This window comes from Rhizobium sp. UGM030330-04, from assembly GCF_003208455.1.
Taxonomy (GTDB): Bacteria; Pseudomonadota; Alphaproteobacteria; order Rhizobiales; family Rhizobiaceae; genus Agrobacterium; species Agrobacterium rhizogenes_A.
In genome coordinates this window covers 96,692-123,222 of record NZ_QKML01000016.1, presented here as the reverse complement: position 1 = coordinate 123,222, position 26,531 = coordinate 96,692, and the positions used below count along the sequence as shown (strand labels likewise).

Here is a 26,531-nt window from a genome sequence, read left to right as displayed (position 1 = left end):
TGGGCAGAGAGCTCACTTCTCCGCAGATGCTTTTTTTCCAAAGCCCGTTGACATGTCGCGTATATGTAATGTTATTACGTTACGCAACTGGAACCGGCACTTCAAATGTCCTCCGTTTCCAGATCGCCTGCCGTGGTCGTCATAACGTCCACACGACTGTTGCCACAGAACGAGGTCCCCATGAAAAAACTCCCCGTCACCGTCCTCTCCGGCTTTTTAGGCGCTGGCAAAACCACCCTTCTCAACCACATCCTCGCCAATCGTGATGGCCTGCGCGTGGCGTTGATCGTCAACGATATGAGTGAAATCAATATCGATGCGGCGCTGGTGCGGGATGGCGGCGCCAATCTCTCGCGCACCGAGGAACAACTGGTGGAAATGACCAATGGCTGCATCTGTTGCACGCTGCGCGACGACCTCTTGACCGAGGTCCGAGCGCTCGCCGAGCAGGGCCGCTTCGATTATCTGCTGATTGAATCCACCGGCATCGCCGAGCCGCTTCCCGTGGCCGCCACCTTCGATTTTCGTGACGAGAACGGCCGCAGCCTGTCTGATGTCGCGCAGCTGGATACGATGGTGACGGTGGTGGATGCCGCCAATCTTCTCAATGATTACGGTTCATCCGATTTTCTGGCCGACCGGGGCGAAACGGCGGGTGATGGCGACAACCGCACCATCGTCGACCTTCTGGTCGAGCAGATCGAATTTGCCGATGTGGTCGTCCTCAACAAGATCGGCACCGCCACGCCCGAGGAGCGGGATGCGGCCCGCAAGATCATCGTCGGGCTGAACCCGGATGCGAAACTCATCGAGGCGGATTTCGGCAGGGTGGAACTGAAGGAGGTGCTCGGCACCGGTCGCTTCGATTTCGCCAGGGCCGAAGAACATCCCCTGTGGTTCAAGGAACTGCACGGCTTCAAGGACCACATTCCCGAAACCGAGGAATATGGCATCCGCTCCTTCGTTTACCGCGCCAAAAAACCGTTCGACCCCGTGCTGTTCCAGCGCTTTATCGATCGTGCCTGGCCGGGGGTGGTGCGCGCCAAGGGCTTCTTCTGGTTGGCGACACGGCCACGTTATGTCGGCGAGATCAGCCAGGCGGGCGCATTGGTGCGCACCGGCAAGATGGGTTTGTGGTGGTCCGCCGTGCCGAAAGAGCAATGGCCGCGTGAAAAACAGTTTCTCGACATGATGAAGCCCTATCTCGACCCGGTCTTCGGCGACCGGCGGCAGGAAATCGTCTTCATCGGCTCCGACCCGATGAGCGAGGCCCGCATCCGCGCCCAGCTCGACGCCTGCCTGATCGACACCGAAGCCTTCACGCCCGACGCATGGCGACACCTGCCGGACCCTTTCGCCAATTGGGACAGACAGGCCGCCTGACCGGGACCGGGGCGATGCGCTGAACATCCAGCGCTCCCTGCCCGTCACCCACAAAAAAGAGCCGTTACGCGGCTCTTATCGGAAGGCCCGCACGAATGCGGGCCTTTTGTTTGGCCGGGTTCTTATCCCTGCGATGCCTCTACCTGCGGCACCACACCCCGGCGCGACGCCATGAGCGATGCGCCGAGAAGGGCAGAAATTGCCACGAAGACGAAGACCATCGTTGCCCCCTGCAGATCGATCAGCAGGCCGCCGAGAACCGCGCCGCTGGAAATGGCGATCTGGAAGGTGGTGAGCAGCAGCGCGCCGGCGCTTTCGGCCTCATCCGAAGCTACGCGGGTGATGAAGCTCTGCACACTGACCGGAAGCGCACCGAAGGCAAAACCCCAGGAAGCGATGGCGACGCCCGCAACGACGGGAGATGCGCCGGCAATCACCAGAATGGAGGCCGAAGCGGCAATCAGCGTGGCGGCAAAGGTCACGGCCCATGCCGTGTTCTTCTCGGCAAGGAAACCGCCGAAGAGATTACCGAAGAAACCACCGATGCCATAAACAAGAAGAACGAGGGAAATCGCTTCAACGCCGAGCTGCGGCACGTCTTCCAGGAACGGGCGAACATAGGTGAAGCCGGCAAAGTGACCCGCAACGATGAACAGCGTTGTCAGAAGGCCGATCCGGACCTGCGGCCGCTGCAACAGCCGGAACATGGTGGAAAGACCGGGTGCGCCGGCCGGCGGCAGAGACGGAATGGTCAGCAGCTGCACGGCAAGTGCGATGACACCGAGCACACCTGCAACCACGAAGGCCGCGCGCCAGCCGAGCGTCGCGCCGATCCATGCGCCCACCGGTGCGGCACAGACGGTGGCGACCGAAACCCCTGTCAGGATGATGGCCATGGCACGCGGCATCTTGTCGAGCGGCACGAGCCGCAGCGCCAGCGCCGCCGACATGGCCCAGAAACCACCAAGGCCAATGCCGAGCAGGACGCGCGATGCAAACAGCATGAAAAGCCCGTTGGCAAAGGCGGCAAGCGTGCTGGAAATGATCAGCAGCGTGGTGAGCCCGAGAAGTGTCCAGCGGCGGTCAATGCCGCGTGTGCCGATGACGACGCCGGGGCCGGCAACCGCCGCAACCAGCGCGGTGACGGTGATGGATTGCCCGGCAATGCCGGAGCTGATGGCAAGATCTTCCGATAGCGGCGTCAGAAGGCTGACCGGCAGAAATTCCGCCGTCACCAGCCCGAAGACACCGAGCGAAAGCGAAACCACGGCGGCCCACTTCGCATCCGGCTCTTTTCTGCGCGGCACATATTCGAGTTCGTTTATGGTCCGGTTATTCATGAAAATCTCCTGATGCGCATTGTCAGAATGCGCCCTGAAATGGAAGGGCAAGACGATGAAACCGCTGGGAGGCCGGTTCAGCGCCCGCAAATCGATGGTCATAAGCTATGCGTGACACCCCGGCGTTTCCATGCTAGAAAATCCGTATTCCTTAACTAATCGTCCGAATTTGCGAGATGTCATGAATGATGCCCTGACGGAAATGCTGCGAGGTCTGAGGCTTGACGGCGTGGAATATGGCCGCTGCCGCATGGCCACCCCCTGGGCCACCGCCTTTCCCGAACAGGAAGCGGCGCGGTTTCATTTTATCGGCGTCGGCCAGGCGAAGCTGCGAAAGCCTTCCGGCGAATGGCTGATGCTTAAATGCGGCGATGCCGTGCTTCTGCCGCGCGGGCACGCCCATGTGCTTGCCAGCGGCGAGAATGTGACGCCCTCGCCCTTTGACCGTTTCGGCAAGAAGGAAGTCTGCCAGGGCATTTTCGACATGCAATGCGCCAGCGCCGGCGGCGATACCGTGGCCTTTACCGCTTCCATGCGTTTCAACATGGATAATCTGCACCCGCTGCTGCAGCTGATGCCGGATGTGATGCTGACCAGCGACCTGGCCAAAAGCGACCCGGCCATTCCCCACCTGCTGGAAGCCATGGCGCGCGAAGTGGAGCTGAACCGCGTCGGCGCCGGTGGCATTCTGGCAAGGCTTGCCGATGTGCTGACCGCGACCCTGATCCGCACCTGGGTGGAACATGGCTGCGGCGATTCCAGCGGCTGGCTGGCCGCCGTGCGCAATCCCGAACTGGGGCGGGTGCTGGCCGCCATCCACCTCACCCCGGAAAAGGACTGGAGCGTGGAAGAGCTTGCCTCCTTGATGGGCGCATCCCGCTCCAGTTTTGCGGAACGTTTCACCCGCGTGGTGGGTGAAAGCCCGGCGCGTTATGTGGTGCGCGTGCGCATGCATCAGGCACGTCTATGGCTGCGCGAAGGCATGCGCGTGACGCTCGCTGCGGAAAAGCTCGGCTATGATTCCGAAGCCTCCTTCAGCCGCGCCTTCAAACGGGTGCTCGGCGCGCCACCCAGCCAGTTCCGCCGCAAGGACGCGGCCGGGCTGGAGGATGCGGCTTAAAAGCTTCAGACAAACCGGGTAAGGATACTGTGTGAGAACAGATCCGCCTGAAGCGGAAGGGCATCGTCCGGGGAGCATCCACCATGAGCATGGCCGACGACGCCCGTTTCTGGAACCGGTCAGCACGGAAATATGCGAAAGGCAGGATTTCAGACGAGGCTGGATATGCGCGCACGCTGGAGCGGACCCGCGCCCTGCTGAAACCCGACGACAACGTACTGGAACTGGGCTGCGGCACCGGAACGACGGCGATCCGGCTGGCGGTTAGTGTCAAAGACTACCTCGCGACGGATATTTCCGCCGACATGATCGCAATCGCCAGGGAGAGAAAACAAGCCGCCGGCTCTCTCCACAACCTCACCTTCAGCGCAACGACTGCGGAAGCGCTTGTGCCCGGCGACAGGCAGTTCAATGCGGTACTGGGTTTCAACTATCTTCATCTGGTCCGCGATCTGCCCGGCACGCTGCGGCACATTCACGCCCTGCTTGCCCCGCACGGCCTGTTCATTACCAAGACCCCCTGTGTCGGCGATATGAACCCGCTTATCCGCCTTGTCCTGCCGGCGATGCGGGCAATCGGCAAGGCGCCCTATGCCGGCGTGTTCAACGCGGCCGAGCTTGGCCGGCATGTAAACGCCGGTGGTTTCGACATTCTGGCGACGGAAATTCATGCAACGAAGGGCAATGACAACCGCCCTTACATCGTGGCGCGCAAGAGGTGAGCTGAGCCGCCTTCTCAGTGAAAATTGCGGGAAATGACCTTTATCCGCTCGACCGCATCGTCATCATGGTCGGCGGGCGGCGGGCGTTTCCTGATGACGCGGTGATCATCCGGCGGCATGCCGTGATGAAACTCGTCACCACGCCCATGCAGCAGGGGAAAGGCGTGGTTGCGCTCGCCCACGCTTGCGAGCGCCTGCGACAGATCGGTCAGCCGGTGGGCGACCAGATGCACCACCTCACCTTCCCGCTGGATCTTGCCGTAAATGCCGACCATGCCGGCGGACAACACCACGCGGCGGTATTTTTCGAAGGTTTTGACCCACAGCACCGCATTGGCAATGCCCGTTTCGTCCTCCAGCGTCATGAAGATCACGCCCTTTGCCGAACCGGGGCGCTGGCGCACCAGCACCAGACCGGCCGTTTCCAGCCATGTGCCATCCCGAACACGCACCGCCTCCGCACAGGTGACAATGCGGCGGCGGGAAAGATCATGCCGCAGGAAGGTCATGGGATGTTCGCGCAGTGTCAGCCCCACATGGCCGTAATCCTGCACCACCTCGCCACCGTCAGTCATGGGCTTGAGCGCAACGGAGGGTTCCTGAAGCTCTTCGATAACGGCATTTTCCCTGATGGCCGCGGCGGCGAAAAGCGGCAGCGGTTCATCCCGCAGGGCCTTGATGGCCCAGAGCGCCTCGCGCCTGAAAAGCGAAAGCGACGGCAGAAAGCCATCGGCTTCGGCGAGACAGACAAGGGCGGCGGCCGGAACACCCGCCCTTCGCCACAGATCGTCGACGGAGGCAAAAGGCCGATCCTGCCGGGCGGCGACGATTTTTGCAGCATGATCATTGGAAAGCCCCTTCACCATGCGCAGGCCAAGCCGCACGGCAAACCGCTCCTCACCCTTGCCATTCTTCTTGCCCGTAGGCTCCAGCGTACAATCGAAGCGGCTGTTATTAACGCAGACCGGACGCACCTCGACACCATGATCACGCGCATCGCGCACGATCTGCGCCGGGGCGTAAAAACCCATGGGCTGCGAGTTGAGAAGCGCCGTACAGAAAATATCGGGATGATGGCATTTCAGCCATGAGGAGGCGTAAGCAATCAGCGCGAAGGAAGCCGCATGGCTTTCAGGGAAACCATAACTGCCGAAACCTTCCAGCTGCTTGAAGATGCGTTCGGCGAATTCCTGCTCATAACCGCGCGCGACCATGCCCGTGACCAGTTTCTCCCTGAATTTGGAAATGGTGCCTACATTCTTGAAAGTCGCCATGGCCCGGCGCAGCTGGTCCGCTTCATCCGCGGTGAAACCGGCGCAATCCATGGCGATCCGCATCGCCTGCTCCTGAAACAGCGGAACACCCATCGTCTTTCCCAGGACGCTTTCAAGTTCTTTTTTCGGAAAAAGGACCGGCTCCTTTCCCTGCCGGCGGCGTAGATAGGGATGCACCATATCGCCCTGAATGGGGCCGGGGCGAACGATGGCAACCTGAATGACGAGGTCGTAAAACTCCTTCGGCCTCAGGCGCGGCAGCATCGACATCTGCGCCCGGCTTTCAATCTGGAACGTGCCGAGCGTATCGGCCTTCTGGATCATGGCATAGGTAGGCCCGTCATCCGGCGGCATGGCGGCGAGATCGTATTTCTCTCCCGTGCGTGCCTCCAGCATGTCGAAGCCGCGCTTCATGCAGGAGAGCATGCCAAGCGCCAGGCAATCCATCTTCATGAACTTCACGACATCGATATCGTCCTTGTCCCATTCGATGATCTGGCGATCGTCCATGGCGGCGGGTTCGATCGGCACCAGCTCGTCCAGCCGGTCATGGGTCAGAACAAAGCCGCCCGGATGCTGGCTGTGATGGCGCGGTGTGCCGACAAGCTGATTGGCAAGTTCGAAGGCAAGCTTCAGGCGGCGATCCTCCATATTGAGGTTCAGTTCCTGCACCTGCTTTTCACCCACCCCCTCGCTCCAGCGCCAGACCTGCGAAGACAGAAGCTTGGTCAGGTCTTCCGGCAGGCCCAGAACCTTGCCGACATCGCGGAGCGCCCCACGCCCGCGATAACGGGTAACGACAGAGCAGAGTGCGGCCTTGTCACGGCCGTAGGTGTCATAGACCCACTGAATGACCTCTTCGCGCCGCTGGTGTTCAAAATCCACGTCGATATCCGGCGGTTCTCCCCGGTTCTCGGAAACGAAACGTTCAAAGACGAGATTGCTGAAAAGAGCGGGATCGATGGCGGTGATGCCAAGCACAAAACAGATAACCGAATTGGCCGCCGAACCACGCCCCTGACATAGAATATCTTTTGAACGCGCATAACGGACAATGGCATTCACAGTCAGGAAATAAGAGGCATATTGCAGCCTGCCGACAACCGCCAGCTCATGATGCAACGCCTTTTCCACCTTCTCGGGCAAACCCTTCGGATACCGCCCCGGCACCGCTTCCCAGACCATCTTCTCCAGCGCCTGCTGCGCCGTCAGTCCCGGCAGGCTACGCTCCTCGGGATATTGATAGACCAGTTCCTTCAGCGAAAATTTGCAGCGTTTCGCAATTTCAAGGCTACGGGAAAGCGCTTCAGGATAACGGGCAAACAGCCGGTGCATCTCTTCCGGCGGCTTCATATAGCGGTCGGCGTGGCGTTCGCGGCGGAAACCGGCCTCATCGATGGTGCAATTGTGCCTTATGCAAGTGACGACATCCTGTAGCATTCGCCGCTCGGGCACATGAAAGAGCACGTCATTGGTGACAACAGTCGGCACACCTGCGACCTGCGCCATCTCTGATAGCTCGAAAAGCCGCATCTGGTCGTTGGGGCGTCTTCTGAGGCTGAGTGCCATATAGGCCCTGTCGGCAAAGGCGGCTTTGAGCCGCCGCAGGCGAAGTGCGCAAAGATCATCCGCGAGGTCAGCGAGCAGCACCACAATCAGGCCTTCGCCATAGGCAACGAGATCGTCCCAAGCCAGCCGGCATTTGCCCTTGCCGCCCCTTTTCTTGCCGATGGAAAGCAGCCGGCAAAGCCGCCCGTAAGCCGGGCGATCCATGGGATAGGCGAGCACGGAAAGATCGTCATCCAGATCGAGCCGGCAACCGATGATGAGGCGGATGCCATGATTATGGGCGGCTTCGTAAGCGCGGGGAATGCCCGCAAGACTGTTGCGGTCCACGATACCCAGCGCCTCGATGCCGAGATTTTTGGCCTGTTCGAAAAGCTCCTCGCAGGAGCTTGCACCCCGCAGGAAGGAAAAATGCGTGGTCACCTGCAGCTCGGCATAACGGGGCGTATTCATGCGAAGACCCCGTGAATGAACCAGCCCTGCGAACCCGTCTCGGCATGTTCGCCATCACCGGAGCGGAAAATCCAGAAGCGCTCGCCACCTTCGTTTTCCACCATGAAATAATCGCGCACGGCGGCCTTTTCCCGGTCGCGTTTCCACCATTCGCCGAACACCCGTTCCGGCCCATCGGCGCGCCGCACGTTATGGCGCACGCCTTTCCAGAGGAAATAACGCGGCGGATGGTCGGGCAACAGCGCCAGCGTCTCGATGGGTTCAGGCCTTGCAAAAAGCCTGACCGGACGCGGCCAGTGGCCGGGCCAGCCGAGCGTATCATCAGGCGCAAGCGCCGCAACTGAAGTAAGGGAGCGTTCCGGCACATCGCTTGCCACCGCCGCATAACGATAGACCCGGTGGCCGCGATTGAGGATGACATCGACCGTATCGGCGATTTCCGCACGGCCTTCCTCCAGAAGCGAGGAACGGGCCTGCGCGGCGACAAGCGGCTCGGCATGGGTGGCGGTCAAAACCATCATCTCGATGCCGAAGCCGGGATCGATGGTGTCGATACGGTCGGTCAAAAGCCGGACAAGCTGTTTGACATCGCGCACCGGTCTGGACGTGCCGGCCCGTATGGCCTGCAGACCGCTATCAACCCGGTGCAGCACCAGATCGACCCGGCGCGCGCCGAGGCCGCGCTTTTCCAGCGCGACGCAAAGTTCGGCAACCAGCTTTTGGCTATAACGGGCAATCGTTTCCGCCGCCGCGATGGGTTCGGGAAAGGCGCGCCGCACCTCCACCAGATCAGCCACCCGCACCGGTTCGATGGGTTCGCCGATCTCCCCGAGCGCCTGCGAAAGACGGCGGACGAGTTCTGGGCCGAAACGCAGGGTCAGCGGCGCGCGCGGAGCTTCGGCAAGCTCGCCGATGCTGCGGAAACCGAGCACCTTCAGCCCGGAAACGATACGCTCCTCCAGCCTGAGCGTAGCAAGCGGCAAGCCGCTGATCGCCGCGCGCTGCCCGCCCGGCGGCACGATGCTGATTACCTCAGGGCTAAACCGCGCCAGCGCATGGGCCGCACCCCAGCTATCGGCAACGGCGGCGCGGGCGGCAAAGCCGGCGGCATGCAGGCGGTTGACCATGCCGCTCAGCATCAGCGTCTCATTACCATGCAGATGGTCCGCACCCGTCGTGTCCAGCACCAGCCCGTCGGGTGGGTCGGCGGCGACAATCGGGGCATAGATGCGCAGGAAATGAAAGGCCAGCTGCTGCAGGGCGCGGGCATCACCAGCCGCATCCAGATCTTCAACGAGAAGACCCGGCACCAGCGCCTGCGCCTTGCTGACCGGCGTGCCGGGGCGGATGCCCGCCGCCTTTGCCGCCTTGTCGAGCGCCAGCACCAGCCGGCGGCTGCCCTGACGGCCGATCATGACTAGCGGCTTTTCAACCGGCGGCGCGTTCTGCCCCAAAAGACGCCGGAAACGATCCGTCGGCCATGTCGGCAGGTAGAGCGAGACGACCCTTTGCATCACAGGCTTCCACTTCAAATTCGGCACTTTCGCCGCCGCGACATCGCAAAAGTTCGAGAAACCAGCGCGGCCTGCCCACCCCCGGCACCGGCAGGGGGGATGAAGGCCGCACGGAGATGCGCCAGCGGGTCACCGCCGCCGTCGGCTCACCGAACAGCGCCGCATCGGCTTGACGCCGGAAGCGGCGGATGACGATGCCGGTAACCCCAGAGGTTTCCGCCGCCAGCTGCAGCCGCCGCGAGGCGGTCATCGGCAGTTTCGCCACTTCACCCATCACCGCGCCGAAACCATTGCAACGCAAGCCCTCCTCGAAACAGTCGAGCACGCCTTTCTCATCGCGGCATTCAACGATGATGAGCCGGTTCTGCGACAGGCCGGCCTGTGTCAGACCCGGCATGAACAGATCCCGCCGGGTGACACACCATAAAACCTTGCCGGAAAGCCGTGCCGCCACACCGGCAGCAAACAGCGCTGCCGCTGCCCCATCGGCAGCGCCATTGCCGCCGCCGCTCACCTCATGCAGGCAACCGAGCTTCAGCCCGCCTCCCGGCAGGTGATGGTCGATGGCATCCACGCCGAAAGGCAAGCTCTCGTGCAGCCGCTCAGGACCGTTACCGATCCTTTCCAGCCTTTCACGCAGCTCTTCGACAACGAGCAACTGATCCGCGCGCTTTTGCATGGCATGACAGGTTTCAATTCCGGTTATTCATCTTTATTGTTCTTGTTTTGTTCCTATTTCAGCGAAGAGTCAAGCAACAGGCTGCCGCTCATCAACAGTTTGCACGGGAAGAGAGGATTAAGCCCTTGCAGCGCTTCGTCCCGCCGTTAAAACGGAATTGTCCGCTCGCTGCCGTTCTTCTCACGAGAACCGATGCGCCACGGACATCAGGGTTTTGGAGGAAACCGCCGATGATCGCCAGCATTCTGATTGCCGTGGTTGCGGCCATCCATATTTACATCGTCATTCTGGAAATGCTGCTGTGGGAAAAGCCCGCCGGCCGCAGGGCCTTCGGTCTTTCGGCGGATTTCGCGCGGCAGACGAAAGTGCTGGCCGCCAATCAGGGACTTTATAACGGGTTTCTGGCAGCCGGGCTGATCTATGGGCTCATGCAGGGCGATACCGGGCTGAGCTTCAAGGTCTTCTTCCTCACCTGCGTTCTGGTGGCCGGTATTTTCGGTGCCGTTACCGCCAATACCATGAAGATCCTGTTCATTCAGGCGCTGCCCGCCCTTTTGGCACTTGGCGCGCTCTGGATTGGAGTATGAACCGATGACAGCATGGAATGACAGCCGCGCCACAGACGCCCTCAACCGGATTTTCATGGCGGCAGTCGCAAGCGCCGATCCGGCAAAGGTGCTGCAACACCACCTTCCCTCCCCGCCCAAAGGCCGCTGCGTGGTGGTGGGGGCGGGCAAGGCCTCGGCTGCCATGGCCGCAGCGCTCGACAAGGCCTGGGCGGATGTCGATCTCTCCGGTGTGGTGGTGACCCGTTATGGCCATGCCGTTCCGGCCGGCCGTATCGAGATCATCGAGGCTTCGCATCCCGTGCCCGATGACAAAAGTGCTGAGGCGGCAAAACGTATTCTCGCCGCCGTTGAAGGCCTGACCGCCGAGGACATGGTGATCGCGCTGATTTCCGGCGGCGGTTCGGCGCTGATGGTCGCCCCCGCCGAAGGCATGACGCTTGCCGACAAGATGGCCGTCAACCGTGCCCTCTTGGCCAGCGGTGCAACGATTTCGGAAATGAACGCCGTGCGCAAGCACCTCTCCCGCATCAAGGGCGGACGGCTGGCGCTGGCCGCCAAGCCGGCCAAGGTTGTTTCACTGCTGATTTCCGACGTGCCCGGAGACGACCCCTCCGAGATCGCCTCCGGCCCGACGGTTGCCGATCCAAGCGACATTGAAACCGTGCGGGAAATCGTCTCGCGTTATGAACTCGATCTTCCCGAAACCGTGCGCAGGGTGCTGGAAAAAGGCGAGGAGACACCGAAGGCCGGCGATATCGATGAGGATGTCAGGATGATCGCGGCCCCCTCGCTTGCCCTGCAGGCGGCGGCGGAAGAGGCGGTGAAACTCGGCCTTACACCGCTCATCCTCGGCGATTCCCTTGAAGGCGAATCCAGGGATGTCGGCGCCGTCATGGCCGGCATCGCCCTTTCCGCCAGCCGCAAGGGCCTGCCAGTCAAAGGCCCGGCCGTTTTGCTTTCCGGCGGCGAAACCACGGTCACGATCGGCAAGGGACCGGCCGGCAAGGGCGGCCGCAACACGGAGTTCCTGCTGAGCCTCGCGCTGACGCTGAAGGGTGCGGACGGCATCTGGGCCATTGCCGGCGACAGCGACGGAATAGACGGCGTGGAGGATGCGGCGGGCGCGGTGGTGACACCGGACACACTTGCCCGTATGCGGGCTGCCGGTGTCGATCCGCGCCAGTCGCTCGTAGGCCACGACAGCTACACGGCTTTCAAAGGCGTCGGTGATCTTGTCGTGACGGGGCCGACGCTGACGAATGTGAATGATATCAGGGCGATTTTGATCGGGTGAAATCCGGGAGCGTTCGAGCCGGCTGGTGCCCCTCCGGTGCGCGCATCACGGAGGAGAGCCGTTTTGACTATACCCTCGGACAGGAGTAATCTGACGGGATATCCTTTGGAGCCTCAGCCATGCGTTCTGGAGTGCTCATATCTGGCCTGATCATGGCCCTTGTTCCAACTTTGGCGGATGCCCATAATTGCAAATGCCGAAATCGCGGCGTCATGTTCCAGCTTGGCCAGACATCCTGCCTGAAGGTTGACGGCGGCTCTTATCTCGCGCGCTGCGAAATGAAGCTCAATGTCTCCTCCTGGACCAAGGTTCAGGACGGTTGCCCCGTGACGGAACGGGCGCAGTCGACATCGTCTAGCGCTTATCAATAAGTCTTGCACCCCAGTCCACGAAAGAGCGAGCGCATCCCGCTTGTTTCTTCTGCCCGCCGGGGAGAGGTCCGCGGCAGCGGGATGAGGGGGCGCGGCCAGCGATAAACCGAGAGCTTGCCCCTTCATCCGACCCTTCGGGCCACCTTCTCCCCCGACAGGGAGAAGAATACGCGGCAACCTCGTTTTACAGCTTCACCCAGCCGCCGTTCTTCTTGCCGGACTCGATGCAGGCGGTGACGAAGGCGACACCTTTAACGCCGTCATCGACGGTCGGGTAAATGACCGCCTTGTCCAGCGCCGAGCCGGTGCGGCGGGCCTCGATGGCATGCGCCGCCTCGGTATAGATGGTGGCGAAGGCTTCGAGATAACCTTCCGGATGGCCGGACGGAATGCGGGTGACACGGGCGGCAGCGGCCCCAGCGCCAGCACCGCCGCGGGTGATCAGCTGCTTCGGCTCGCCGAGCCTTGTGAACCAGAGGTAATTGGGATCGGCCTGCGTCCATTCGAGGCCGGCCTTGTCGCCATAAACACGAACCTTCAGCCCGTTTTCGTGACCCACCGCAACCTGGCTGCACCAGAGCAGCCCCTTGGCGGCCTGCTTGCCGCCCTTTGGTTTAAAGCGCAGCATCACATGGGCATTGTCATCCAGACGACGGCCTTCGACGAAGGTGTGCACATCCGCCGCCAGCTCATCCGCTTCCAGACCGGAAATGAAGCAACCGAGATTATAGGCATGGGTGCCGATATCGCCGGTGGAACCGCCGACGCCCGATTGCGCCGGATCGGTGCGCCAGACGGCCTGTTTCGCACCGGTCTGCTCCACCGCTTCCGTCAGCCAGTCCTGCGGATATTCCATCTGCACCAGACGGATTGTGCCGAGTGCACCGGACTGTACCAGTTCCCGCGCCTGCCGCACCATCGGATAGCCGGTATAATTATGCGTCAGGATGAACAGCGCATCGGCCTTGTCGGCCACCTGCTTCAGCTTTTTGGCGTCCTCCAGGTTGGAGGTCAGCGGCTTGTCGCAGATGACATGGATGCCGCGCTCCAGAAACGCCTTGGCGGCCGGATAATGCACATGGTTGGGCGTGACGATCGCCACCGCCTCGATGCCGTCTTCGCGAAGAGCCTCTTTTTCGGCCATTTCCTCGAAAGAGCCGTAGCAGCGCTCGGGATCGAGCCCCAGCTCACGGCCGGAGGCGAGGGATTTTTCCGGCGTTGAGGACAGGGCCCCCGCCACGAGATCGAAGCGATTGTCGAGCCTTGCTGCCATACGATGGACGCCGCCGATAAATGCGCCCGAGCCGCCACCGACCATGCCAAGACGAATCCGCTTGTTCGCCTTGTCGGTTGTCTTTCCTTCAATAGCCATAATAACTCCCCTGAAATGCTCTCAAAGCCCAAGCATACGGCGGTTGGCCGCATCGTCGGTGCCGCCAGATGCGAAATCGTCAAAGGCTTTGTCCGTGACGCGGATGATATGCGCCTTGACGAATTCCGCCCCGTCGCGGGCGCCGTCTTCAGGGTGCTTCAGCGCGCATTCCCATTCAACCACGGCCCAGCCGTCGAAATCATTGGCCGCCATTTTCGAGAAGACCGCACCGAAATCCACCTGCCCGTCGCCCAGCGAACGGAAGCGACCGGCGCGCTCCACCCAGCCCTGATAACCGCCATAAACGCCCTGCCGGCCGGTAGGGTTAAACTCCGCATCCTTGACGTGGAACATCTTGATGCGGTCTTTGTAGATGTCGATATTGTCGAGATAATCGAGGCATTGCAGCACGTAATGCGACGGGTCATAGAGCATGTTGGCGCGGCTGTGGTTCTTTACGCGTTCCAGGAACATCTCGAACGTCACGCCATCATGCAGGTCTTCGCCCGGATGGATTTCGTAGCAGACATCCACGCCCTGCTCATCGGCATAATCTAGGATAGGCGTCCAGCGTTTTGCCAGCTCGTCAAAGGCGGCTTCGACCAATCCCGCCGGACGCTGCGGCCACGGATAAACGAACGGCCAGGCAAGAGCGCCGGAGAATGTGGCATGTGCCTTGATGCCGAGGTTTTTCGAGGCTTTCAGCGCAAGCTTCACCTGCTCGACGGCCCATTGTTGCCGGGCCTTGGGGTTGCCGCGCACTTCAGGCGCTGCAAAGCCATCGAAGGCCTCGTCATAGGCGGGGTGAACGGCAACCAGCTGGCCCTGAAGATGGGTGGAAAGCTCGGTTACCTCAACACCGTTCTGGCGTGCCACGCCGGCGAACTCATCGCAATAATCCTTCGATTCCGCCGCTTTTTTGAGATCGATCAATTGCCCGGCCCATGTCGGCACCTGCACGCCGGCATAACCCTTTTCCGCCGCCCATTTGGTAATGCCATCCCAGCTGTTGAAGGGTGCGGCATCACCGGCAAACTGGCCGAGAAAAAGACCCGGCCCCTTGATCGTTCTCATAAAATAACCTCCCTGTATCGATACAGTTGAGCGGTAAAACCGCTTTGACTCCCAGCGCCAAGCTAACCGCTCGTAATTTTCAGACAAGCCCCAAAAGCGGAGGGGCGAGAGAATTTCGCTATTTCACTAAAAAAGCGAAGTAGGCTTAAAGCGCCAGCCCGCTGGCCCTGTCGAACACATGCACGCGCTCATGATGCACGGTGGCGGCAAAGGGTGCGTTGACCTTCACCAGCTGCTCGCCATCCACCACGGCCGTCACCTGATCACCCGCCAGTTCAAAGACCACATGGGTCTGCGCACCGGTCGGTTCCACCAGCACGGTGCGGCCGGAAAGCGAGATATCGCCGCCAATGGTCGAGCCGATATGTTCGGGGCGAAGCCCGATCGTCACCGGCTGGCCGCGCTTGACCTTGCGTGTCGCGGCAATGCGGATCGCGGTGCCGTCCTTCAGCCGGGCGGCGGGCTGATCGCCCTCGCCATCGACCACGCATTCGATGAGGTTCATGGCCGGGGAGCCGATGAAGGCGGCAACGAAGAGATTGGCGGGTGTCTTGTAAAGTTCCAGCGGCGTGCCCTGCTGTTCGATGCGGCCGTGATTAAGCACCACCACCCGGTCCGCCAGCGTCATGGCCTCGATCTGGTCATGGGTGACATAGATCGACGTCGTGCCAACTTTCTGATGCAGCGCCTTGATTTCACTGCGCATCTGCACGCGCAGCTTGGCATCGAGGTTAGAGAGTGGCTCATCGAACAGGAAGACCGCCGGGTTGCGCACCACGGCGCGGCCCATGGCGACGCGCTGGCGCTGGCCACCGGAAAGCTGCGAGGGTTTACGATCCAGAAGCTTGCCGAGATCGAGCATGCGGGCGGCTTCCGCCACGCGTTCCTCTATGACGTTTTTCGGCTGGCCGGCGAGCTTCAGATTGAAGCCCATATTTTCGGCCACCGTCATATGCGGATAAAGCGCATAGGACTGGAACACCATGGCGATGTTGCGCTCGCGCGGCGTCATGCCGTTGACCACCTTGTCGCCGATGAGGATATCCCCGCCGGTGATTTCCTCCAGCCCGGCGATCATGCGCAAAAGCGTGGACTTGCCGCAACCGGAAGGGCCGACCAGCGCGATGAATTCACCATCCGCTATATCAAGCGAGATGCCGTGGATGACATCGAGCGAGGCATAGGACTTGGCGATATCCTTAAGTTCGACGGAAGCCATGTTTTGCTCCTTTCAGGTCACGATTTGACGGCACCGGCCGTCAGGCCCGCGATGATGTGTTTCTGTGCGAGGAAGAAGACGATGACGGTCGGCAGGATCGTCAGCGTGATGAAGGCGAGCACCAGCTGCCACTCGGTGCCGAATTCGCCGCGATAAACCATGATGCCGAGCGGCCAGGGATATTTCGATTCCGAATTCAGCATGATCAGCGGCAGGATATAGCTGTTCCAGCTGCCAACGAAGGAAACGATGCCGACCGTGGCGACGATGGGTCGCGAAAGCGGCAGGGAAATGTGCCAGAAGAAGCGCAGATAACCGCAGCCATCCACGAAAGCAGCCTGAAACAGTTCCTCCGGCAGATTGCGGAAATAATTGCGGAACAGGAGAATGCTCATGCCAAGCCCGAAGGCCACCTGCGGCAGCACCACACCCCAATAGGTATCGAGCAGGCCGAGATCGCGGATGCGGATGAACAGCGGCAGGATGGCAGTGGCCGCCGGGAACATCAGCCCCAGCAGGAAATAATTGAGCAGGAATGACGAGCCGAAGAACTTCACATGCGCGAAGGTAAAGGCCGCCATGGCCGAAACGGTGAGCGTCAGGAACACCGTCAACAGCGCGATGACCAGCGAATTGAAAATCTGCAGCCAGTAACGTTTGCCGAAGAGAATATCGCCGTAATTGGCCCATTGCCATTCCGCCGGAATGCCGAACGGGTTGACGCGCAGGTCTCCCAGCGTCTTGAAGCCGCCAAGTGCGGTGGTGAGCAACGGGATGAGTACGATAGCCGCGATCAGGCTCAGCGATATATAGAGATAAAGCTTGGTTTGCAGCGGCATGCGGACGGAGGTGGATGTGTCAGTCATGGCGCATGAAAATCCTTTTGTAACCGAAGGCGAGCGTCACGCAGATGACGAAAAGAACGACGCCGACCGCACTGCCAAGCCCCACCTGCATGCGCATGACGCCGTAGGTGTAGAGGAACGTGACCATGGTCTGCGTGGAGTTGGACGGACCGCCGCCGGTGAGCGGCATGATCATGTCGAACAGCTGCAATGAGCCGATAACCGCGAAGAAAACGGAAAGACGAACGGTGGACCCAAGCATCGGCAGGGTGACATAACGGAACTTCTGCCAGCCGGAAGCGCCATCGATTTCGGCGGCTTCCAGCACGTTCTTGTCGACGGACTGAAGGCCGGCGATGAACAGCATCATGTGGAAACCGAAATATTTCCAGACGATGACGCCGAGCACGGCATAGATCGCCACATCCTTGTCGGCCAGCACGTAAGGGTTGGCAAAGCCGAAGAAATTGGAAATGGCGGCAAACAGGCCATAATCGCCATCATAAACGAAACGCCAGATCAGACCCGCGGCCACATCCGCCAGGACATAGGGCAGAAAGAACACCAGCCGGAAGGCGACGACGCCCGGAATGCGGTGCGCCAGCATCGTGGCGAGCCAGATGGCCAGTGGGATCTGGATCAGGATGGAAATCAGGATGATGAGGCCGTTATTGAGCAGAGCCTGCGAGAAGGCGGCATTGCCGAACAGGACCTGAAAATTCCTTAAGCCCACGAAATCCGTCGGCGTGCCATAGCCGTTCCAGCGATAAAGACTGTACCACGCCGCCTCACCCATGGGCAGGATGACGAACAGGGTAAAGAGCAACAATGCCGGCGGCAAAAACACCAGAAGGGTCAGCGCCCGGTCATGCGCAACCGAACTTTGCTTGCGCTTCGGCTTTGCCGCACCGCGCGCCGGTATGGACGCAGAAGTCATGGAAATATCCGTCATCTCTATCCGCTTTCTTTTATGCAGATATCGCGGCGCCGCGTTTTAGCGCGGCGGCCGCAATGCAGGTGACAATCAGCGAAGCTCGAAAGCATCCTGAATTTGCTTGGCGCCCTCTTCCGCGCTCATCTGGCCGGAGACGATTTCGACGGAGACATCATTAACGACGCGGCCGACGGCAGCGCCCAGCGTCTGGTCGAAGAAGTTCTGGTGCCAGGTGGAGCCGGCAAGCTGCTTGGCCGAATCCGCCAGCAGCGGGTTTTTCACCGCACCGTCAGCACCCGTCGCAACGGGCAGGATCATCCCGGCGGCTGCCATCTTCTCTTCACTTTCCTTGCTGGTCAGGAATGTCGCGAAATCGATGGCTTCCTTGGACGCGTTTTTCGTGACTGCCCAGCCGTTCAGGCCGCCCAGCGTATCGGTTGCCTTACCGGCACCGCCTTCGACAGTGGGGAATGCGAAGCGGCCGATATTGTCGGCGGCAAGTCCTTTGCCATCACCGGCATTCTTGCGCTGGTTGGCTTCGGTATTGTCGAAACCGAGGATCATCGCCGCCTTGCCGTCACCGAAGACGCCGAGCGCCTGCGGCCAGGTGGAGCCGAGATAACCGGGCTGGAAAGGTTCCAGCTTGCCGAATTCGGCCAGCTGCTCGCCGGCCTTGATGATGGCCGGATCCATGAAACCTTCGCCCTCGCCCTTACGGGCGGCATCGAACACGGCCTGCCCGCCATTGCGCATGACGAGGTAACTCCAGTAGAAATGGATCGGCCATTTTTCACCGCCGCCACCGGCAATCGGCACGATGCCGGCTTCCTTGATCTTCTTGACCGTCGCGCCGAGATCGTCCCAGCTCTTGATGTCTTCCGCCTTCACGCCGGCCTTGGCAAACAGCTCCTTGTTATAAAAGAAGCTGACGAGGCTGACCTTGTAAGGCACGGCCCAGACCTTGCCGTCGAAAGACAGTCCGTCGATCGCGGAAGCATTATAGGCCTGCCGCAGCTTGCCGCCATCGGCGTCGAAAACCTCGGTAAGATCCTTCAGCGCGCCGGTCTTGGACTGTTCCTCAAGAACGCCGCCGCCCCAGCTATAGAAGAAATCCGGCACGTCATTGGATTGCAGGAGGGTTGGCAACTTCGCCTTGAAGGCTTCGTTTTCCAGGAATTGCAACTGCACATCCACATCAGGGTGCTTGGTCTCGAAATCCTTGGCAATCTCCTCCCAGACGGCCACGGCTTTCGGGTCCAGTTCCACATGCATCCATTTAACGACCGTCGCGGCCGAGGCGCTGGCGGCGCCGAGCATGAGAGCAATGCTTGTCGTTGCGGCAAAGCCTGTCAGCCTGCCGCTCAGGCTTGCGCCTGCGTGCCAAATCGTCATGATGGTGATCCTCCCTCGGGGATTTCCTCATTTATTCCCCAATGCGGATTAATTCACATTAGGCCTCGCCCAATGTCAAGGCGCCGCGCCGATTTTTTGCGCGAACCGCTTGACACACCCCTCCCCTACACCGTTATTTAATCCGCAACCCGACATAAATCGGTTCTCGAACCGGCATCGATCGCAGCAGGACCCCATGAAGACCGCAGACCCCGAATTAATGCGCGCGATCAACAGGCTGAGCGTGCTGGACAGCATCCGCCGCCACGGCCCGATCTCGCGGGTGGAAATCAGCGAAAGAACGCAACTTTCCACCACCACCGTTTCGGCGATTACCGCCTCGCTGCTTGATGACGGGCTGATTTTGACCCGTCATCTCGGTGACATCCGCACCGAAGGTGCACGCGGCAGGCCGCGGGTGATGCTGGAGCTGAACCCGGATGCCGCCCGCGTGGTGGGCGCCAAGATCGCCGCAAGCCGCATGGTTTTCGTTGTCACCGATTTCTGCGGTAATGTGCTTTCCACCCTCGCCCTGCCGATCCGTGTCGACCGCCAGCCGATTGGCGTCATCGCCGATCTGGTGGAGGATGGGGTTCGCCGCTGCGTGGTCGATGCCGGCCTGTCTCTGGAAGATGTGGACATGGTCTGTCTCGGCCTTCCCGGCGTCATCGAGCATCGCACCGGGAAAATCCGCAGCAGCCCGATTTTGCGTGAGGTGAACGTCAATTTCGCCGAGGAAATGACGGCGCGGCTGAGCTCGCCGACCATCATCGAAAGCGACGCTCATGCCATTACCCTTGCCCACCACTGGTTCGGCCATGCGCGCGATCTGGAAGACATGGTGCTGATTTCGCTAGAGCAGACGCTCGGGCTTGGCGTTTTGCACCAGAACCAGTTGTTTCGCGGTGCCGGCGGCCTCAGCCATAATCTCGGCGACCTCGTCATCGGTCTAGCCAATGAAGGCACAGTGCGTCTGGCGAGCCAGGCCGGCGAAAACGCTATTTTAGGCTCGCGCCCCGTGGACGGGCGATTTGCCGAGGCGATCCGGCTCGGTCGCGGCATGCAGCATGCCCATGCGCTGATTGCGGCTGAAGATCACGATCTCATTGCGGCGGCCCTGCGCGCCGGCGCGGCGCTGGGCCTGACACTTGCCAATATCGTCACGCTGTTTGCACCGCCGCTGGTCATCATCACCGGCTCCAGCCTCGAACTGGGCGAACCCTTCATCAGCAGCATCCGCGACAGCTACAACGCCGCTGTGCCGCCTTCGCTGGCCGGCGTCGCGGAGCTGGTTTTCGACGTTGCGAGCGATGAGTTGTGGGCGCAGGGCGCGGCAGCCGTAGCACTCTACGAGCTTTACGAATCACCATGGAACACGACGGGGCCGGCGCTTTAGCCGACAGGCAGAGCAGCGCGCTTAGACATTTCTGATTTACGGGAGGAAATCACATGAACAGGGTCGGCATCGGCATCATCGGCTGCGGCAACATCTCCAGCGCCTATCTCAAGGCCATGGCGTCGTTTCCCATTCTCGACATTCGCGGTCTTGCGGATATGAACGAGGCGGCGGCGAAAGCCCGCGCCGATGAGTTCGGCCTTCAGGCAACCAGCATCGACGCGCTTCTCGCCGATCCTTCCGTGGAGATCATCGTCAACCTGACGATCCCCAAGGCGCATGTGGAGGTGGGGCTGCGCGCGCTTGACGCCGGCAAGCACGCTTATTCCGAAAAGCCGCTCGGCATCAATTTCGCCGAGGGCAAACGCCTTGCCGATGCGGCAAGGGCCAAGGGCCTGCGCATCGGTTCGGCTCCGGATACCTTCCTTGGCGGCGGGCACCAGACCGCACGCCGGCTGATCGACGAGGGCGTGCTCGGCCAACCGGTTGGCGGCACGGCCACCTTCATGTGCCCCGGCCATGAGCGCTGGCACCCCAACCCCGCCTTTTATTACGAGGTTGGCGGCGGGCCGATGCTGGATATGGGTCCCTATTACATCACCGATCTCGTCAACCTGTTCGGCCCGGTCGCCAAGGTTGCGGGTTTCGCCATCGCGCCGCGCAATGAACGCCTCATCACCAGCGAACCGAAGAACGGCGAAAAAATTCCCGTTCATGTTGCCACCCATGTCTCCGGCGTGCTGGCGTTCCAGAATGGCGCCGTGGTGCAGGTGGGCATGAGCTTCGATGTGGCGGGCCACAAACACGTGCCGCTGGAACTCTATGGCACCGAAGGCACGTTGATCGTGCCCGATCCCAACCATTTCGGCGGCGAAGTGCAATTGCTGAAAAAGGGTGGCCAGTTCGAGCCGCAGGCGCTGTCGTCACCCTATGCCGACGGCAATTACCGTTCCATCGGCGTCGCCGACATGGCCCATGCGATCCGCGAGAACCGTCCGCACCGCGCCAATGGCGATCTGGCCTTGCACGTACTGGAGGTCATGGAAGCCTTCCAGACGGCATCCGACAGCGGCACGACCGTTTCCATCACCACCAAGGCAGAGCGCCCTGCTCCGCTTGAAACATCGCTGGTCGACGGCCAGCTCGGCAAATAATCCGGAGGAGAAAATAAATGCGCGAAGCACTCATCGTCTGGGGCGGCTGGAGCGGCCATGAGCCGCAGGAATGCGCCACCATCGTCAAGGACATGCTGGAGGAGGACGGTTTCAAGGTCTATGTGGAGCACTCAACCGAAGCCTTCGCCGATCCTTCGGTACATGATCTGAGCCTCGTCGTGCCCATCGTCACCATGTCGAAGATCGAGAAGGAAGAGATCAAGAACCTCACGGCCGCCGTCGAAAACGGCGTCGGCATTGCCGGTTTCCATGGCGGTGCGGGCGACAGTTTCCGCGAATGCGTCGAATACCAGTTCATGATCGGCGGCCAGTGGGTCGCCCATCCCGGCAACATCATCGACTATCACGTCAACATCACCCGCCCCGATGACCCGCTGATGGAGGGAATTTCCGATTTCCCCTACACGTCGGAGCAATATTACATGCATGTCGACCCCTCCAACGAGGTGCTGGCGACGACAAAATTCACCGGCGACCATGCCTGGTGGATCGACGGCGTGGTGATGCCGGTTGTCTGGAAACGCAAATACGGCAAGGGCCGGGTTTTCTATTCGGCGCTCGGCCATCAGGCCAAGGAGTTCTCCGTGCCGCAGATGAAAACCATGTTCCGCCGTGGCGCCAATTGGGCGGCGCGTTGAGGTTGTCGGGAGTCCTCTCCCCACGCGACGTCATCCTCGGCCTTGTGCCAAGGATCTAACCACGTATCAAAAATCAATCGGCAGCAGATCCTCGGGACAGGCCCGAGGATGACGAAGGATAGGTTTTTACGTTACCGACAACCCGAGGGGATGAATCCCCCTCAACCCCGAACAATCTCTTCCGCTGCCATCGCCACGCTGAGAACATGATCGTCCGTGCCGTGCAGACCGGAAAACAGCAGACCGACCGGCATTTCTGCCTCGCCTGTTCCGCAGGGGATCGAAACACCACAGAGATCGAAGAAATTGCCGATCTGGGTGTTGCGCAGGGTTTTCGCATTCATGGCGAAAAAGGCATCGTCATCATTGATGAGCGGCGCGACCTTTGCCGCGACATGCGGCAATGTTGGCGAGACTAGAAGCTCGTGCCTGCCGACCATGCCGGAAAACGCCGCCGTCATGCGTTCGCGCGCCTCGAGAATGGCGATATAGTCAGGCATGGAGATATTCGCACCAAGCTTCGTTCGGGCAACGACGCGCGGGTCCATACGCGCGGCATCCTCACCTTCCAGCCGGACTTTATGCAGTGCAAAGGCTTCCGCCGTTACCAGCGCGCCCTTTTCCCTGATAAGATCGAACAACTCCGAAAAAATCGGAAATGCCTGCCGCCGCACCGAAGCGCCGGCACGCACCAGCCGCTCCACCGCCTGCTCGAAGGCGGCCGCAACGCCATCCTCGATACCATCGAAAAACACTGTCTCCGGCACCACCAGCGACAGGCCGGAAAGAGGTGTGCGCGCCACATCAGCCGTGGCCTTGCCGCGCATGGCGGCATCCACCCAGACGGCATCCTGCACGGTGCGGGTGAGCGGTCCGAGCGAATCGAGGCTTTTCGCCAGGGGATAGACGCCGCGCATCGAATAACGGCCGCGGCTTGCCTTGTAGCCCACCACGCCGTTAAAGGCAGCGGGAATGCGCACCGATCCTCCGGTATCCGTACCGATCGCCACCGGCACAAGGCCGGCAGCCACGGCCACACCCGCGCCGGAGGACGAGCCGCCGGGCAAACGGTGACCGTCCCGCGCAGCGGGGTTGCGCGGCGTGCCGTAATGCGGATTGATGCCGAGGCCGGAAAAAGCAAACTCGCTCATATTGGTGCGGCCGACGGAAACCATGCCCGCCTGCTTCAGCGCCGACACCACATCCGCGTCACGGGCCGCAACAGTGGCATCTGCAAGCACCTTCGACCCGGCCGTGGTCGCCATGCCCTCGAGATCGAAAAGATCCTTCCAGGCAACCGGAATACCGTCGAGCAGACCACGGGAGCGACCTTCGCGAATGCGTTTCGAGGTGGCCTCCGCCTCCGCCACGGCGCGCTCTGCCGTCAACCCGACAAAAATCGCCTGATCGTCCTGCCCACGGATCGCGTCGAGCGTCTCTTCCGCCAGGGCGCGCGGATTAAGATGGCCGCTCTGGATGAGGATGGAAAGCTGCGCGATGTTTTTGCCCGTGTGAGCCATGATGACATTCCCTTAAATCGGCATATTGCGTCCAACATGCCGTTTATCCGCGGCTTGGCAAGGCCGGTCACGGCGCGTTTGCGGGCGAAAGATCGGTACCGGGGTGCGGGACAGCTGCAAGGAGGCTGGCTGAAACTGGCACATGAACGCCCACCGACGGCGGCTGTTTTTTCAACCTGAGGTGCAAGATCGCCGCGCCTTATATCAGCGACGACTATAAAAAGACGGATTAATTCTTAATCGCATCTAAACTTTGTTGAATTATTTAGCAGACACCATTGAAATACATGCCCTATAAAAATTCCATAAAACAATCATAACGCGACATCGCGGGGGACTATCGCGAATGGAAGAGACTGCCTATCGCGGGACGGATAGACAGGTTGAACCCGGGCACATGCTTCGCTCAACGACGCAGCCGGAGACGGGCCGGTTGTCGCGGCGGCGCTCGCTTGCCAGCAAGATAACCCTGATATTTCTGGGCGGCGTGATCTTTTCCTACAGCATCGGCGCACTTGTCGGCTGGTACATGTTCGTTGCAGCCGCCAGCGAGCAATGGCTCAACCAGGCCCGCGTCAATTCGCAGATCGCCAGCGCCACTTTGCGCAGCATCTATACCTATGTCAGCGTCACCGCCGATGCCGACGGGCAGGTCAACGGCATATTGACCGACAAACCGATCGGCGACGACGAATCCATTCTCGTTACCGGCTTCAATCCGAGCGACGTTCTTGCCCTCATCGGCGCCCAGACCAAAAATGCCGTCTGGCTTTTCCGCTATGACGAAGCCGATTCCGGTTTCCGCCAGATCGCCGCGGCCTTCGACAACGCCACCGATGATGCTGAAAAGCCGCTTGCCACCGATCCGATCTTTTCCCGGGATGCCGTGGCGGCACGTTTTGCCACCGGCTTTGCCACGATTGGCGAATCCAGCCACTATATCGGCCTGCTGCCGATCATCAGCACGGAAACGAAAAAACCGATCGGCGCCGTTGCCGTCAGCATCGGCGGTTCGGACGCGCTTTATGGTGCGCAACGCAAGCTGATCTACAATTCGCTCGCCGCGCTGATCGTGGTGCTGACTGTCACCGGCGTACTCGTGACACTGATTGCCAGGCATTTCCTGAAGCCCGTCCCCGCCCTGGTGCAGGCGACACTGCGGATCGCCCGTGAGGAAACCGATACCGTCACGCCGTTTCAGGAACGCAGGGACGAGATCGGCGACATGGCCACCGCCATCGAAACGCTGCGTGAAGCGGTTCTGGAACGCGGGCGTCTGAGGCAGATACGCGACATGGCGGAACAGCTGGAACGCATGGCGCACCATGACGCGCTGACCGGCCTTCCCAACCGCGTGCTGCTGATGAAGACGCTGGAAAACCGCCTCGAACATCTTGCCGCATCCGGCCAGCCGTTCAATGTCATGCTGCTCGACCTAGACCGCTTCAAGGCCGTCAATGATACGCTGGGGCACGCGGCCGGCGATGCACTGCTGGTGGCGGTGGCCTCGCGGATTTCCTCCGTGCTCGGCGAAGACGACATGGTGAGCCGGCTTGGCGGCGACGAATTCGCAATCATACAATCGACAAACGCAGACTGCGAGAGCCATGCGGCGATGCTCGCGGCCCGGGTGGTACACGCGGTCTCGCGCAGCTTCCACCTCGAAGGCAGCGACATCAGTATCGATACCAGCATCGGCATCGCCTGCGCGCCAGGACACGGCACATCCGCCACACAGCTTCTGCAACATGCCGATCTCGGCCTTTACCGGGCTAAATCCATGGGATGCGGCTATTTCGTGTTTTACGAGGCGGGCATGGACATGGTGGCGCAGCACAAGCATGCGCTGGAAATAGACATGAAATCCGCCCTCGAAAACCATGAATTCGAGCTGCATTACCAGCCCGTGGTCAATCTGCAGAGCGGCCGTATCGTTGCCTATGAGGCACTTGCCCGCTGGCGGCACAGCAAGCTTGGCCTGATCTCCCCGGACCGCTTCATCACCCTTGCCGAAGAAAACAACTTCATCAAGCCATTGGGTGAGTGGGTTCTTTCGCAGGCCTGCGCGGACGCCATGAGCTGGCCGAAGGACATCCGGCTCGCCGTCAACCTGTCCGCAGTCCAGCTCTGTAATGACGACATCGTTCCCGTCGTTGACCGGGCACTTGAAACATCCGGCTTTCCGGCGGAGCGGCTGGAGCTGGAAGTGACGGAAACGGCGATGCTGGAGCGCGACAGCAGCGCCAGAGCCCTGAAGCTCCTGAAGGAAAGAGGCGTCCGCCTTGTCCTCGACGATTTCGGCACCGGTTACGCCGGATTGAGCACATTGACGCATGTGGCCTTCGACAAGATCAAGATCGATCGCGAATTCGTCTCCGGCCTGCCCGCCAATCCCATGTGTTCGGCGATCGTCAACACCATCATCGACATGGCAGAGCAGATCGGCCTGAAGGTGACGGCCGAGGGTGTGGAAGACAGCCAGCAGCTCGAGGCCCTCAAACTTTCCGGATGCGACGAAGCGCAGGGCTATTATTTCGCCGAGCCAGCCCCGCTTGCCCGGATACTCAAGAACCGCGCCGTCATCGCTCCGATCGGGAACGACGAATTTGGCGGCGCTGGACAACCGACCCAGGACAATTATTGCCCACCACAAAAAGCGATTTGAGAAACCGGCCGCCGGC

General features: G+C 60.9%; 21 protein-coding genes. 10 read left to right on the top strand and 11 right to left on the bottom strand.

The features are described 5' to 3' along the window. The first annotated feature begins 180 nt into the window (after nt 1-180). Nucleotides 181-1,383, top strand: a complete 1,203-nt coding sequence (gene zigA / locus N434_RS22220; RefSeq protein WP_110760333.1) for a zinc metallochaperone GTPase ZigA — start codon at nt 181-183, stop codon at nt 1,381-1,383. A gap of 122 nt (nt 1,384-1,505) precedes the next feature. On the opposite strand, the gene N434_RS22215 is transcribed toward zigA, so the two are convergent. Continuing rightward, nucleotides 1,506-2,723, bottom strand: coding sequence for an MFS transporter (locus tag N434_RS22215; RefSeq protein WP_065117703.1), 1,218 nt, complete (start codon nt 2,721-2,723; stop codon nt 1,506-1,508). 181 nt (nt 2,724-2,904) lie between these two features. Between N434_RS22215 and N434_RS22210 the strand changes: the two genes are divergently transcribed. After that, nucleotides 2,905-3,843, top strand: coding sequence for an AraC family transcriptional regulator (locus N434_RS22210; RefSeq protein ID WP_110760332.1), 939 nt, complete (start codon nt 2,905-2,907; stop codon nt 3,841-3,843). An 83-nt stretch (nt 3,844-3,926) separates the two neighbouring features. Beyond that, nucleotides 3,927-4,565: a class I SAM-dependent methyltransferase gene (locus N434_RS22205; protein ID WP_110760331.1), complete on the top strand. Its 639-nt coding sequence runs from the start codon at nt 3,927-3,929 to the stop codon at nt 4,563-4,565. A gap of 14 nt (nt 4,566-4,579) precedes the next feature. Here N434_RS22205 and N434_RS22200 read toward each other — a convergent pair whose 3' ends face one another. Genes N434_RS22200 through N434_RS22190 form a run of 3 tightly spaced genes read right to left on the bottom strand, consistent with a single transcriptional unit; the run spans nt 4,580 to nt 10,051 of the window. Next, nucleotides 4,580-7,858: an error-prone DNA polymerase gene (locus tag N434_RS22200; protein ID WP_110760330.1), complete on the bottom strand. Its 3,279-nt coding sequence runs from the start codon at nt 7,856-7,858 to the stop codon at nt 4,580-4,582. Further along, the gene (locus N434_RS22195; RefSeq protein WP_181424045.1) at nt 7,855-9,372 is read right to left on the bottom strand and encodes a Y-family DNA polymerase; all 1,518 of its coding nucleotides are present in this window, start codon (nt 9,370-9,372) and stop codon (nt 7,855-7,857) included. Before N434_RS22195 ends, N434_RS22200 begins: the two co-directional genes overlap by 4 nt. Beyond that, nucleotides 9,287-10,051 carry an ImuA family protein gene (locus tag N434_RS22190; protein ID WP_110760329.1) on the bottom strand — a complete coding sequence of 255 codons (765 nt, stop codon included), beginning with the start codon at nt 10,049-10,051 and terminating at the stop codon, nt 9,287-9,289. Before N434_RS22190 ends, N434_RS22195 begins: the two co-directional genes overlap by 86 nt. A 230-nt stretch (nt 10,052-10,281) precedes the next feature. Here N434_RS22190 and N434_RS22185 point away from each other — a divergent pair, with 230 nt between their 5' ends. From N434_RS22185 to N434_RS22175, 3 genes are all read left to right on the top strand, one after another. Then, nucleotides 10,282-10,638 (top strand): DUF1304 domain-containing protein, encoded by a 357-nt coding sequence (locus tag N434_RS22185; protein WP_110760328.1) that lies wholly within the window; start codon nt 10,282-10,284, stop codon nt 10,636-10,638. Between the two features lie 4 nt (nt 10,639-10,642). Then, on the top strand, nt 10,643-11,914 hold the full coding sequence (locus N434_RS22180) for a glycerate kinase type-2 family protein (protein ID WP_110760327.1): 1,272 nt from the start codon (nt 10,643-10,645) through the stop codon (nt 11,912-11,914). Nucleotides 11,915-12,033: 119 nt separating this feature from the next. Further along, nucleotides 12,034-12,285, top strand: a complete 252-nt coding sequence (locus N434_RS22175) for a hypothetical protein (RefSeq protein ID WP_110760326.1) — start codon at nt 12,034-12,036, stop codon at nt 12,283-12,285. Between the two features lie 184 nt (nt 12,286-12,469). On the opposite strand, the gene N434_RS22170 is transcribed toward N434_RS22175, so the two are convergent. From N434_RS22170 to N434_RS22145, 6 genes are all read right to left on the bottom strand, one after another. After that, nucleotides 12,470-13,657, bottom strand: a complete 1,188-nt coding sequence (locus N434_RS22170) for a Gfo/Idh/MocA family protein (RefSeq protein WP_110760325.1) — start codon at nt 13,655-13,657, stop codon at nt 12,470-12,472. Between the two features lie 21 nt (nt 13,658-13,678). Beyond that, nucleotides 13,679-14,731 (bottom strand): sugar phosphate isomerase/epimerase family protein, encoded by a 1,053-nt coding sequence (locus tag N434_RS22165; protein WP_110760324.1) that lies wholly within the window; start codon nt 14,729-14,731, stop codon nt 13,679-13,681. A gap of 145 nt (nt 14,732-14,876) precedes the next feature. Then, nucleotides 14,877-15,950, bottom strand: coding sequence for an ABC transporter ATP-binding protein (locus N434_RS22160; protein WP_110760323.1), 1,074 nt, complete (start codon nt 15,948-15,950; stop codon nt 14,877-14,879). A 17-nt stretch (nt 15,951-15,967) separates the two neighbouring features. Further along, entirely contained in the window at nt 15,968-16,816 is an 849-nt protein-coding gene (locus N434_RS22155) for a carbohydrate ABC transporter permease (protein WP_035220775.1), read from the bottom strand. Continuing rightward, the gene (locus N434_RS22150) at nt 16,809-17,747 is read right to left on the bottom strand and encodes a carbohydrate ABC transporter permease (RefSeq protein WP_110760322.1); all 939 of its coding nucleotides are present in this window, start codon (nt 17,745-17,747) and stop codon (nt 16,809-16,811) included. The genes N434_RS22155 and N434_RS22150 overlap by 8 nt, the downstream gene beginning before the upstream one ends. Nucleotides 17,748-17,819: 72 nt before the next feature. Beyond that, entirely contained in the window at nt 17,820-19,121 is a 1,302-nt protein-coding gene (locus N434_RS22145; protein WP_110760321.1) for an extracellular solute-binding protein, read from the bottom strand. A 196-nt stretch (nt 19,122-19,317) separates the two neighbouring features. Here N434_RS22145 and N434_RS22140 point away from each other — a divergent pair, with 196 nt between their 5' ends. Genes N434_RS22140 through N434_RS22130 form a run of 3 tightly spaced genes read left to right on the top strand, consistent with a single transcriptional unit; the run spans nt 19,318 to nt 22,330 of the window. Next, the gene (locus N434_RS22140; protein ID WP_110760320.1) at nt 19,318-20,517 is read left to right on the top strand and encodes an ROK family transcriptional regulator; all 1,200 of its coding nucleotides are present in this window, start codon (nt 19,318-19,320) and stop codon (nt 20,515-20,517) included. Between the two features lie 53 nt (nt 20,518-20,570). Then, entirely contained in the window at nt 20,571-21,671 is a 1,101-nt protein-coding gene (locus N434_RS22135; RefSeq protein ID WP_110760319.1) for a Gfo/Idh/MocA family protein, read from the top strand. Between the two features lie 17 nt (nt 21,672-21,688). Beyond that, entirely contained in the window at nt 21,689-22,330 is a 642-nt protein-coding gene (locus N434_RS22130; RefSeq protein ID WP_003523774.1) for a ThuA domain-containing protein, read from the top strand. Nucleotides 22,331-22,491: 161 nt separating this feature from the next. Here the strand turns inward: N434_RS22130 and N434_RS22125 are convergent, their stop codons facing one another. After that, nucleotides 22,492-23,850 carry an amidase gene (locus N434_RS22125; protein WP_110760318.1) on the bottom strand — a complete coding sequence of 453 codons (1,359 nt, stop codon included), beginning with the start codon at nt 23,848-23,850 and terminating at the stop codon, nt 22,492-22,494. Nucleotides 23,851-24,196: 346 nt separating this feature from the next. Here N434_RS22125 and N434_RS22120 point away from each other — a divergent pair, with 346 nt between their 5' ends. After that, nucleotides 24,197-26,515 (top strand): EAL domain-containing protein, encoded by a 2,319-nt coding sequence (locus N434_RS22120; protein WP_110760317.1) that lies wholly within the window; start codon nt 24,197-24,199, stop codon nt 26,513-26,515. The last annotated feature ends 16 nt before the right edge of the window (nt 26,516-26,531 follow it).

Bases quoted from the DNA above. Each gene is read 5' to 3' on its own strand.
- zigA (WP_110760333.1), top strand. From the start codon at position 181: ATGAAAAAACTCCCCGTCACCGTCCTCTCCGGCTTTTTAGGCGCTGGC.
- N434_RS22215 (WP_065117703.1), bottom strand. From the start codon at position 2,723: ATGAATAACCGGACCATAAACGAACTCGAATATGTGCCGCGCAGAAAA.
- N434_RS22210 (WP_110760332.1), top strand. From the start codon at position 2,905: ATGAATGATGCCCTGACGGAAATGCTGCGAGGTCTGAGGCTTGACGGC.
- N434_RS22205 (WP_110760331.1), top strand. From the start codon at position 3,927: ATGAGCATGGCCGACGACGCCCGTTTCTGGAACCGGTCAGCACGGAAA.
- N434_RS22200 (WP_110760330.1), bottom strand. From the start codon at position 7,858: ATGAATACGCCCCGTTATGCCGAGCTGCAGGTGACCACGCATTTTTCC.
- N434_RS22195 (WP_181424045.1), bottom strand. From the start codon at position 9,372: ATGCAAAGGGTCGTCTCGCTCTACCTGCCGACATGGCCGACGGATCGT.
- N434_RS22190 (WP_110760329.1), bottom strand. From the start codon at position 10,051: ATGCAAAAGCGCGCGGATCAGTTGCTCGTTGTCGAAGAGCTGCGTGAA.
- N434_RS22185 (WP_110760328.1), top strand. From the start codon at position 10,282: ATGATCGCCAGCATTCTGATTGCCGTGGTTGCGGCCATCCATATTTAC.
- N434_RS22180 (WP_110760327.1), top strand. From the start codon at position 10,643: ATGACAGCATGGAATGACAGCCGCGCCACAGACGCCCTCAACCGGATT.
- N434_RS22175 (WP_110760326.1), top strand. From the start codon at position 12,034: ATGCGTTCTGGAGTGCTCATATCTGGCCTGATCATGGCCCTTGTTCCA.
- N434_RS22170 (WP_110760325.1), bottom strand. From the start codon at position 13,657: ATGGCTATTGAAGGAAAGACAACCGACAAGGCGAACAAGCGGATTCGT.
- N434_RS22165 (WP_110760324.1), bottom strand. From the start codon at position 14,731: ATGAGAACGATCAAGGGGCCGGGTCTTTTTCTCGGCCAGTTTGCCGGT.
- N434_RS22160 (WP_110760323.1), bottom strand. From the start codon at position 15,950: ATGGCTTCCGTCGAACTTAAGGATATCGCCAAGTCCTATGCCTCGCTC.
- N434_RS22155 (WP_035220775.1), bottom strand. From the start codon at position 16,816: ATGACTGACACATCCACCTCCGTCCGCATGCCGCTGCAAACCAAGCTT.
- N434_RS22150 (WP_110760322.1), bottom strand. From the start codon at position 17,747: ATGACGGATATTTCCATGACTTCTGCGTCCATACCGGCGCGCGGTGCG.
- N434_RS22145 (WP_110760321.1), bottom strand. From the start codon at position 19,121: ATGACGATTTGGCACGCAGGCGCAAGCCTGAGCGGCAGGCTGACAGGC.
- N434_RS22140 (WP_110760320.1), top strand. From the start codon at position 19,318: ATGAAGACCGCAGACCCCGAATTAATGCGCGCGATCAACAGGCTGAGC.
- N434_RS22135 (WP_110760319.1), top strand. From the start codon at position 20,571: ATGAACAGGGTCGGCATCGGCATCATCGGCTGCGGCAACATCTCCAGC.
- N434_RS22130 (WP_003523774.1), top strand. From the start codon at position 21,689: ATGCGCGAAGCACTCATCGTCTGGGGCGGCTGGAGCGGCCATGAGCCG.
- N434_RS22125 (WP_110760318.1), bottom strand. From the start codon at position 23,850: ATGGCTCACACGGGCAAAAACATCGCGCAGCTTTCCATCCTCATCCAG.
- N434_RS22120 (WP_110760317.1), top strand. From the start codon at position 24,197: ATGGAAGAGACTGCCTATCGCGGGACGGATAGACAGGTTGAACCCGGG.